This window comes from Streptomyces panaciradicis, from assembly GCF_023516615.1.
In the GTDB taxonomy this organism is placed as follows: domain Bacteria; phylum Actinomycetota; class Actinomycetes; order Streptomycetales; family Streptomycetaceae; genus Streptomyces; species Streptomyces panaciradicis.
Window position 1 is genome coordinate 21,777 of record NZ_JAMGBF010000043.1, and the last position, 7,827, is coordinate 29,603.

Annotated in this window: 12 protein-coding genes; 5 read left to right on the forward strand and 7 right to left on the reverse strand. The window is 70.6% G+C overall.

The window, feature by feature from the left end; all coding sequences use genetic code 11:
- Positions 1-33 precede the first annotated feature (33 nt).
- From M8J74_RS16930 to M8J74_RS16950, 5 genes are all read right to left on the reverse strand, one after another.
- Complete coding sequence (locus tag M8J74_RS16930; protein ID WP_249837199.1) at positions 34-708, reverse strand: urease accessory protein UreF; 675 nt, start codon at positions 706-708, stop codon at positions 34-36.
- A complete protein-coding gene (locus M8J74_RS16935; protein WP_058926740.1) occupies positions 708-2,429 on the reverse strand; it encodes an urease subunit alpha in 1,722 nt (573 codons plus the stop codon). Before M8J74_RS16935 ends, M8J74_RS16930 begins: the two co-directional genes overlap by 1 nt.
- Positions 2,422-2,733 carry an urease subunit beta gene (locus M8J74_RS16940; protein ID WP_249837200.1) on the reverse strand — a complete coding sequence of 104 codons (312 nt, stop codon included), beginning with the start codon at positions 2,731-2,733 and terminating at the stop codon, positions 2,422-2,424. The genes M8J74_RS16935 and M8J74_RS16940 overlap by 8 nt, the downstream gene beginning before the upstream one ends.
- 12 nt (positions 2,734-2,745) lie before the next feature.
- On the reverse strand, positions 2,746-3,048 hold the full coding sequence (locus M8J74_RS16945) for an urease subunit gamma (RefSeq protein ID WP_058928538.1): 303 nt from the start codon (positions 3,046-3,048) through the stop codon (positions 2,746-2,748).
- A gap of 243 nt (positions 3,049-3,291) precedes the next feature.
- Positions 3,292-3,570 carry a type II toxin-antitoxin system Phd/YefM family antitoxin gene (locus tag M8J74_RS16950; protein ID WP_058926738.1) on the reverse strand — a complete coding sequence of 93 codons (279 nt, stop codon included), beginning with the start codon at positions 3,568-3,570 and terminating at the stop codon, positions 3,292-3,294.
- Positions 3,571-3,673: 103 nt separating this feature from the next.
- Here M8J74_RS16950 and M8J74_RS16955 point away from each other — a divergent pair, with 103 nt between their 5' ends.
- The 3 genes from M8J74_RS16955 to M8J74_RS16965 all read left to right on the forward strand — a co-directional run bounded on the left by M8J74_RS16955 (position 3,674) and on the right by M8J74_RS16965 (position 5,615).
- A complete protein-coding gene (locus M8J74_RS16955) occupies positions 3,674-4,309 on the forward strand; it encodes an ATP-dependent Clp protease proteolytic subunit (protein ID WP_249837201.1) in 636 nt (211 codons plus the stop codon).
- A gap of 7 nt (positions 4,310-4,316) precedes the next feature.
- Positions 4,317-4,649 (forward strand): hypothetical protein, encoded by a 333-nt coding sequence (locus M8J74_RS16960; protein WP_249837202.1) that lies wholly within the window; start codon positions 4,317-4,319, stop codon positions 4,647-4,649.
- Between the two features lie 492 nt (positions 4,650-5,141).
- On the forward strand, positions 5,142-5,615 hold the full coding sequence (locus M8J74_RS16965; RefSeq protein WP_058926735.1) for a C40 family peptidase: 474 nt from the start codon (positions 5,142-5,144) through the stop codon (positions 5,613-5,615).
- A gap of 130 nt (positions 5,616-5,745) precedes the next feature.
- Here the strand turns inward: M8J74_RS16965 and M8J74_RS16970 are convergent, their stop codons facing one another.
- Positions 5,746-6,201, reverse strand: a complete 456-nt coding sequence (locus M8J74_RS16970; RefSeq protein WP_249837203.1) for an ATP-binding protein — start codon at positions 6,199-6,201, stop codon at positions 5,746-5,748.
- Between the two features lie 213 nt (positions 6,202-6,414).
- Here M8J74_RS16970 and M8J74_RS16975 point away from each other — a divergent pair, with 213 nt between their 5' ends.
- Positions 6,415-7,266 (forward strand): helix-turn-helix domain-containing protein, encoded by an 852-nt coding sequence (locus tag M8J74_RS16975; RefSeq protein WP_058926733.1) that lies wholly within the window; start codon positions 6,415-6,417, stop codon positions 7,264-7,266.
- 19 nt (positions 7,267-7,285) lie between these two features.
- Positions 7,286-7,513, forward strand: coding sequence for a DUF397 domain-containing protein (locus M8J74_RS16980; RefSeq protein WP_249837204.1), 228 nt, complete (start codon positions 7,286-7,288; stop codon positions 7,511-7,513).
- A gap of 41 nt (positions 7,514-7,554) precedes the next feature.
- Here the strand turns inward: M8J74_RS16980 and M8J74_RS16985 are convergent.
- A partial coding sequence (locus tag M8J74_RS16985; protein ID WP_249837205.1) for an aminotransferase class I/II-fold pyridoxal phosphate-dependent enzyme occupies positions 7,555-7,827 on the reverse strand: 273 nt, incomplete at its 5' end.

A 7,827-nucleotide genomic window follows, 5' to 3' on the forward strand; every position in this document is an offset into this window, starting at 1 on the left:
ACGGTCTTTCGGGCTTGGGCGGGCTCGGGGGTACTACGAGGCGAACAGCCGCACGGCCCAGGCGGCGTGGGCCTCCGCGCCGATCTCCAGCAGCGGGGCGGAGCCCGCGGGCAGCGCGTCGACTCCTTCGTCGATCGCCCTGCGGGCCGCCTCCACCGCCTGGTCGGCCACCCGGTCGACGTCCGGCGCCAAGCGGGCCAGCACCCCCGTGGCGTCGAACGGGTCGAGGCTCAGCAGGCGCACCGTGGCGCTCGCCGGCCCGCTGACGCTCTCGTAGGCCGCGCAGTGGGCGGCGTCGACGGGCTCGAGAGCGGCCGCGCGGGCCACCAGCCCCAGCACCACCGGCTGATGGGCGCCTTTCGGGAACCGCCGTGCCAGAGCGTCGAGTTCGTCCGACGGCCAGGTGGCCCGGGCGGCCCTCGTCAGCTGCCGGCCGAGCTTGCGGGCGGCGACGCGGAGCGCCGGGGAGGGCGTGCGGGCATCGGCGGCGGCGTCCAACTCCGCCGGGTCCGCGCCGAGTACGGCTGCCGCGGCCAGCGAGGCCGCGACCAGGCCCGCCGTGTGCAGCCGTCCCCGGCAGAAGGTCTCCAGGCTCGCGGCGCCGGTGATGCGCCCGGCCTTCACCGCGGCCTCGGCCCCGCCGGAGTGCGCGTGCCCTCCGGCGGGAAACCGGCCGTCGGCCAGGACGAGAAGTGCGGCCCTGGACATCAGAAGAGGAAGTACCGCTGGGCCATGGGCAGTTCGGCGGCGGGCGTGGCCTCGACCAGGTCCCCGTCGATGCGCACCGCGAAGCTGTCGGGATCGATCTCCACCCGCGGCCGCGCGTCGTTCTCCCGCATGTCGGCCTTGGTGACCGCGCGTGTCGACTCGATGGCCACGAACCGCTTCCCGAGCTGCAGCCGCTCCGGCAGGCCGTCCTCGACGGCGAGCGGGGCGACGAAGTTGAACGAGTTCGCGGCGGGCGCCCGCCCGATCGCCCCGTACATCGGCCGGGGCAGGATCGGCTGCGGCGTCGGGATGGAGGCGTTCGCGTCGCCCATCTGCGCGTAGGCGATCTGCCCGCCCTTGATCACGAGGTGCGGCTTGACGCCGAAGAACGCCGGCTCCCACAGCACCAGGTCGGCGAGTTTGCCGGTCTCCACCGAGCCGATCTCGCGGGCCAGTCCCTGGGCGAGGGCCGGGTTGATCGTGTACTTGGCGACGTAGCGGCGTACCCGGTGGTTGTCGGCCCGGCCGTCGCCGGGCAGCGCTCCCCGCCGCCGCTTCATCACGTGCGCCGTCTGCCAGGTGCGCAGGACGACCTCACCGACCCGGCCCATGGCCTGGGAGTCGGAGGAGATGATCGAGATGGCGCCGAGGTCGTGCAGGATGTCCTCGGCCCCGATCGTCGAGGGGCGGATGCGCGACTCGGCGAAGGCGAGGTCCTCCGGCACCGCCGGGTTCAGGTGGTGGCAGACCATCAGCATGTCGAGGTGTTCCTCGGCGGTGTTGACGGTGAAGGGCCGCGTCGGGTTCGTCGAACTCGGCAGCACGTGCGGCTCGGAGACGACGGTCATGATGTCGGGCGCGTGCCCGCCGCCCGCGCCCTCGGTGTGGTACGCGTGGATGCCGCGGCCGTTGATCGCGGCGAGCGTGTCGCCGACGAACCCGGCCTCGTTCAGCGTGTCCGTGTGGATGGCGACCTGGATGCCGGTCCGGTCGGCCACCGTCAGCGCGGCGTCGATGACGGCCGGGGTCGAGCCCCAGTCCTCGTGCAGCTTCAGTCCCAGCGCGCCGCCGCGGATCTGCGACAGCATCGCCTCGTGCGAGACGGTGTTGCCCTTGCCGAGGAAGCCGATGTTGAGCGGGTACTGCTCCATCGCCTCCAGCATGCGCGCGAGGTGCCACGGGCCGGGCGTGACCGTGGTGGCCTTGGAGCCCTCGGCCGGGCCGGTGCCGCCGCCCACGAGCGTCGTGACGCCGGAGGACAGCGCCTCGTCGGCGATCTGCGGGCAGATGAAGTGCACGTGCGCGTCGACGGCGCCCGCGGTCAGGATGCGTCCGTTGCCGGCGATGACCTCGGTCTCCGGGCCGATCACCAGGTCGGGGTGGACCCCGTCCATGGTGTCGGGGTTGCCCGCCTTGCCGATCCCGGTGATCCGGCCGTCCCGGATGCCGACGTCGGCCTTGACGATGCCCCAGTGGTCGATGATGACAGCGCCGGTGACGACCGTGTCCGGGGTGCCCTCCGCGCGGGTGGCACGCGACTGGCCCATGGACTCGCGGATCACCTTGCCGCCGCCGAACACCGCCTCCTCGCCGGCGAGCCCGGGCCCGCCGCAGCGGTCCTCCTCGATCTCGACGAGCAGGTCGGTGTCGGCGAGCCGGATGCGGTCGCCGGTGGTCGGGCCGAACAGGTCGGCGTACGCGGCGCGCGAGATCTCAGGCATCGAGGGCACCTCCGGTCTCGCCGCGCAGTCCGGGCACGACACGGGCGCCGGCGAGCGGGACGAGTGCCACGTCGACGGGGATGCCGGGCTCGAAGCGCACGGCCGTGCCGGCGGGGATGTCGAGCCGCTTGCCGCGGGCGGCGGCGCGGTCGAAGTCCAGACCGGGGTTGGCCTCGGCGAAGTGGTAGTGGGAGCCGACCTGGACGGGCCGGTCGGCGGCGTTGAGGACGGTCAGGCGGGTGACCTCGCGGCCCGCGTTGCAGACGATCGGGTCCTCGGCGAAGAGGATCTCTCCGGGAATCACGGCGCTCCCCCGTCAGACGATCGGGTCGTGGACGGTGACGAGCTTGGTGCCGTCGGGGAAGGTGGCCTCGACCTGGACGTCGTGGATCATCTCCGGGATGCCCTCCATGACGTCGTCCCGGGTGAGCAGCCTGCGTCCGGAGGCCATGAGCTCGGCGACGGTGCGGCCGTCCCGGGCGCCCTCGAGGATGTGCGACGTGATGAGGGCGACCGCCTCGGGATGGTTGAGCCGCAGCCCCCGGGCCCGGCGCTTCTCCGCCACGTCGGCCGCCACGTGGATGAGCAGCCTCTCTTGCTCGTGCGGGGTCAGTTGCACGTCCCACCTCACCTCTCGCTCCGGGCCGGGCGGGCCCGGTTGCCGCGGCCACGGGGCAAACTGCCTGGTGGCGTGGAGGGGAAGGCTAGTTGGGCCGGGTTTCGTGCACGTTAAACGTATACGGCCGCCATGGCCGGAGCGCGGACCCGGTGCCTGGGGCGTGTGTCAAAAGTCCCGTCGTCCGCCCGAAGGGCGGGCCACGCACCAGGCGTCGCGGGGCAGGCGGGACTTTCGACACACGCCCTAGGAGGCGCCGGTCCCCCGGTGGTGCGCCGCGATGCCGAAGCGCTGCTGTTCGCGGGGCGCGGACGCCACGTCGCGCACGTTCGACACGGAGCTGATCACCTGCTCCTCGTCGGGGTCCTGGAGCTGGTCGAGCCGTTCCAGGTCGGCGGCGGAGACGAGGGCGACGAGGGGCTTGCCGTGCCGCGTCACGACGACGCGCTCGCCGCCGTACACCACCCGGTTGATCAGATCGGCGAGCTCAGCCCTGGCTTGCGTCACCGGAATCTCGTAGGCCATACCCCCATCATAACGTCACGTACATCCTGTACATTTTTTACAGAGCCAGCTCGGCGAGAGACAGCTCGGCGAGAGATCGCTCTGCCGCGAGGAGGGGTACGCCATGAACCGACCGTCCGCCCGCTACGTCCTGCCCGAGTTCACCGAGCGCACGAGCTTCGGGCACCGGACGATGGACCCGTACGCGAAGCTGCTGGAGGAACGGATCGTCTTCCTCGGCACCCGGATCGACGACACGTCGGCCAACGACGTGATGGCCCAGTTCATGCACCTCGAGTACCAGGACCCGGACCGGGACATCTCGCTGTACATCAACTCCCCGGGCGGCTCGTTCACCGCCATGTCGGCGATCTACGACACGATCCAGTACGTCGGCTGCGACGTGGAGACGGTCTGCCTGGGGCAGGCGGGCTCCTCGGCGGCGGTGCTGCTGGCGGCGGGCACGCCGGGCAAGCGGTCCGCACTGCCGGGCGCCCGCATGGTCATCCGTCAGCCGGCGCTGTACGAACCGGTGCAGGGGCAGGCGAGCGACCTGGCCATCCAGGCCGGCGAGCTGGCGCGACTGCGGACCCGCCTGGAGGAGATGCTCGTACGGCACACGGGACGCTCCCCGCGGCAGGTGACCGAGGACATCGAGCGCGACAAGATCCTCGACGCCCGGGAGGCCGTGGAGTACGGGCTGGTGGACCGGATCGTCCCCGCCCGCAGGTCCACCCTCGTGCCGCCGACGGGCAGGTGAGCGGACGGTGCTTCCACCCGAGCTCCCGCCGCTGCCCGCCCTCACCCGCGCCGAGGGCGAGTTGATCGACCGTTATCTCGACGTGGTCGACCTGCTCGGCCGTATCAACCCCGCGCACGACGGAGACACCTACCGGGGACTGCGTGCCGCCCAGGCGCTGGTGACCAAGGCGGCCGAACTGCGCGACGCCCTGGCGGTGATGCACCGGCGGGGCGAGACCGAGCTGCACGCCCCCACGCTGGGCCGGGCCCTGCGGGTGCTGGACGGGGAGCGGCGCACGGCGAGGGTCACCGTGCCGTCCCCCTCCGGCAGTTGGCGCGAGCGTCCGGACCGGGGTTGAAACGGACCAAACGGCGTACCCCCTTTTGGAGTAGACGCGGCTGTAGTTTCGGGACCGTTCCGGTTGCGCAACGCGCCTACCCGAAGGGCGGAATGGGACGTTCCGCCCCTGGTCCGGGGCTCCTCGATCCGGTGACGGCTGTTCGAAAAACAGGGTGTCCACCCGAACGGGTGAGTGGTGAGTAACGCCACAAATCCCCGATTCCATTGGGATTTTCGGACATCCGTGAGTCAAGATCCCTGTCTGACGACAAGCCCCCGCCGCAGCGGCGGGGCGATCCGGGCGGACGCCGAGTCCTGCCGCCGCCCGGATGACCGGTCGACAGGAGTGGATCGGCAGGAGTGGAGGACCCAAGCACGACGGGTCGCCGGCACGGTCACGCCATGACCGGACCGAGCAGCCCTTGGGGTGAAGCCGCGCATGCGGCCGGGCAACTTCGCCAGCCCGAATCCGACAGGTCATCCTTCACAGGCGGCTGACGAAGGGTTGCGCATGACTGCGCTCAATCGTGTCCCGTCGCTGATGGTCCGAGCCGGCACGGCCTCGGCTCTCACCCTGGCCGCCGTGGGCGGCTCCGTCGTGATCCCGGGCATCGCCACCGACGCCTCGGCCGCGACGACCGCGACGAAGGCGCTTCAGGTGGCGGCGTCCAAAAAGGGATCCCCGTACAAGTGGGGCGCCACCGGACCGCGTCGTTTCGACTGCTCAGGGCTGACGCTGTACTCGTTCAAGAAGGCCGGCAAGACACTGCCCCGGACGGCGGCCCAGCAGTACAACAGGACCCACCACATCTCCGCGAGCCACCGCAAGGCCGGGGACCTGGTGTTCTTCCACTCGGGGTCGAACGTCTACCACGTGGGCATCTACGCCGGGAAGGGGAAGATCTGGCACGCCCCGAAGACCGGGGACGTCGTGAAGCTCCAGAAGATCTGGACCCGGAGCGTCTGGTACGGCCGGGTCAGCTGACTCTCCCGTGGGGGTGACGCCCTCCTGACCGGCCGTCACCCCCACGGGGCTCCCTACTCCGCACCCAGGCCGTCGCGCCTGGGCGTCGTGGTTCAGGGCTCCTTCGTGGTTCAGGGCTCCCGCTCGCGGTTCACGGCTCCTGCTGCCCCGCCGTGACGGGCCGGGCCCGCGCGCTCCACGGCAGTTCGATGGAGACCGTCTTGCCGCCCTCTCTCGTGGGCCGCACGCGCAGCTTGCCGCCGCACTCGGCCGCCAGCCAGCGAATGATCACCATGCCCCGCCCGTTGTCCTGCTGGACCGCGGCCGGCAGCCGCTTGGGGAAGCGCGGATGGCTGTCGGTGACGCCGATGCACAGTTGCTCGTCCCGGTCGAGCCGCAGGTCCACCGTGAAGGTGGGAGACTGCCCGAAGGTGTGCTGTACGGCATTGGTGGCCAGTTCGGAGACAATGAGGCGGATCGTCTCGGCCGCTTCGGTGTGGGCGGGCAGACCCCATTCCGCCAGAGTGGTGACCACGTAGCCGCGGGCGGCGGAGACCGAGGCCGGCTCGCTCGGCAGAGTGACGGATGCTTCCAGGTGGTCTGCCATGGCGACGTCGTCCCTTTCCCACGGGACCGGAGTCCGACACGGAGCGGATGGTTCGAGTACGGTCCCGGACTGGTGCTTCCTCGCCAGACTGCCATTACCGCGACGGTCACGGGTGGCGATCCACCAAGATATGCATATATCTGTCGCTCAAAGCGGTGAACTCTACGACGGAAGACCGTATTTGGGCACCCCGTAAGGAGTAAGGAGTACCGCATGCAGAACGGTCCCGCGGTGCGCCGCCGGAAGCTGGGCACCGAACTGCGCGCCCTGCGCACGGCGGCGGGTCTCACCAGCGGTGAGGCGGCCCGGCAAGTGGGCTGGCACCAGTCCAAGGTGAGCCGGATCGAGACCGGCGCCAGCGGGGTGAAACCGGCCGATGTGCGGTTACTTCTCGACGCCTACGGAGTCACGGACTCTCAACTACGCGAGTTTCTACTGGTGCTGGCCGGGTCGGACGAGAGCGTGGGGCGGCACCACTGGTGGCACGCCTATCGCGGAATTCTCCCGCCCACCTATCGCGACTTCATCAGCCTCGAGTCGCAGGCGAGCGCGATGCGCACGCTGGAGACGTCCGTGGTGCCCGGTCTGCTGCAAACGCCCGAATACGCGCGTGCGGTCACCCGCGCGGCGGTCGACGGACTGGACGACGAACGGCTGGACGCCCTGGTCGAGGTGCGGCTGGCACGGCAGGACGTCTTGCGCTCGGATCCGCCGCTGGAGCTGACAGCGGTCCTGGACGAGGCCGTGCTGCACCGGGAGATCGGTGGTCCGGACGTCATGGCACGGCAACGGGAACGCCTTCTGGAAGCGGCCCGTCTGCCCCAAGTACGGCTTCAGGTACTGCCGTTCGCCGCGGGGGCACATGTCGGTGTCACAGGCCCTTTCGTAATCTTCTCATTTTCGAGCACTTCTGATCTGGATGTGGTTGTTCTCGACCACTTGACGAGTAGCCTCTACCTCGAACGGAAAGAAGACCTGGAGGCCTATACCCAGGCCTTCAACGCCCTTCGGAATCACGCCCTTTCACCCGAGGACTCGTTGGATTACATCGCCGCGACAGTTTGACGGCGCGTAAGGAGGCACCATGTCCGTACTGCCTCGGAACGTACCTTCCAGCACCCGACTGCACGGCGTGCGGTGGCTGCGCAGCAGCTACAGCACGGGAGCGAACAACTGCGTCGAGACGGCACTGCCACAGTCCGGCCCCTGGGCCGGACTGCTCGCCGTGCGCGACTCCAAGGACGCCGCGGGGCCCGCGCTGCTCTTCTCCCCCGAGAGCTGGGCGGGCTTCCTCACGGCCGTCCGGTCCTGATCAGTTCGTGATCGCGCGGCACACGGCCGTGTCACGCCGACTCATGGTCGCGTCTCGCCGATCACCTTCACCGCGTGCTCGATCTGTCCCTCGGAGAGGTCCGCGCGGGCGGTCAGCCTGAGCCTGGAGACGCCGTCGGGAACGGAAGGAGGACGGAAGCAGCCCACGGCGAGGCCTGCCGTACGGCAGTCGGCCGCCCACCGCACGGCCCCCTCCGGGGACGGCGCACGCACCGAGACGACCGCGGCGTCCGGACGCACCGCCGCATGGCCCGCCGCGGTCAGCCGCGCGTGCAGCTCCGCCGCCACCGCGCG

Bases quoted from the DNA above. Each gene is read 5' to 3' on its own strand.
- M8J74_RS16930 (WP_249837199.1), bottom strand. From the start codon at position 708: ATGTCCAGGGCCGCACTTCTCGTCCTGGCCGACGGCCGGTTTCCCGCC.
- M8J74_RS16935 (WP_058926740.1), bottom strand. From the start codon at position 2,429: ATGCCTGAGATCTCGCGCGCCGCGTACGCCGACCTGTTCGGCCCGACC.
- M8J74_RS16950 (WP_058926738.1), bottom strand. From the start codon at position 3,570: ATGGCCTACGAGATTCCGGTGACGCAAGCCAGGGCTGAGCTCGCCGAT.
- M8J74_RS16955 (WP_249837201.1), top strand. From the start codon at position 3,674: ATGAACCGACCGTCCGCCCGCTACGTCCTGCCCGAGTTCACCGAGCGC.
- M8J74_RS16965 (WP_058926735.1), top strand. From the start codon at position 5,142: ATGACTGCGCTCAATCGTGTCCCGTCGCTGATGGTCCGAGCCGGCACG.
- M8J74_RS16970 (WP_249837203.1), bottom strand. From the start codon at position 6,201: ATGGCAGACCACCTGGAAGCATCCGTCACTCTGCCGAGCGAGCCGGCC.
- M8J74_RS16975 (WP_058926733.1), top strand. From the start codon at position 6,415: ATGCAGAACGGTCCCGCGGTGCGCCGCCGGAAGCTGGGCACCGAACTG.
- M8J74_RS16980 (WP_249837204.1), top strand. From the start codon at position 7,286: ATGTCCGTACTGCCTCGGAACGTACCTTCCAGCACCCGACTGCACGGC.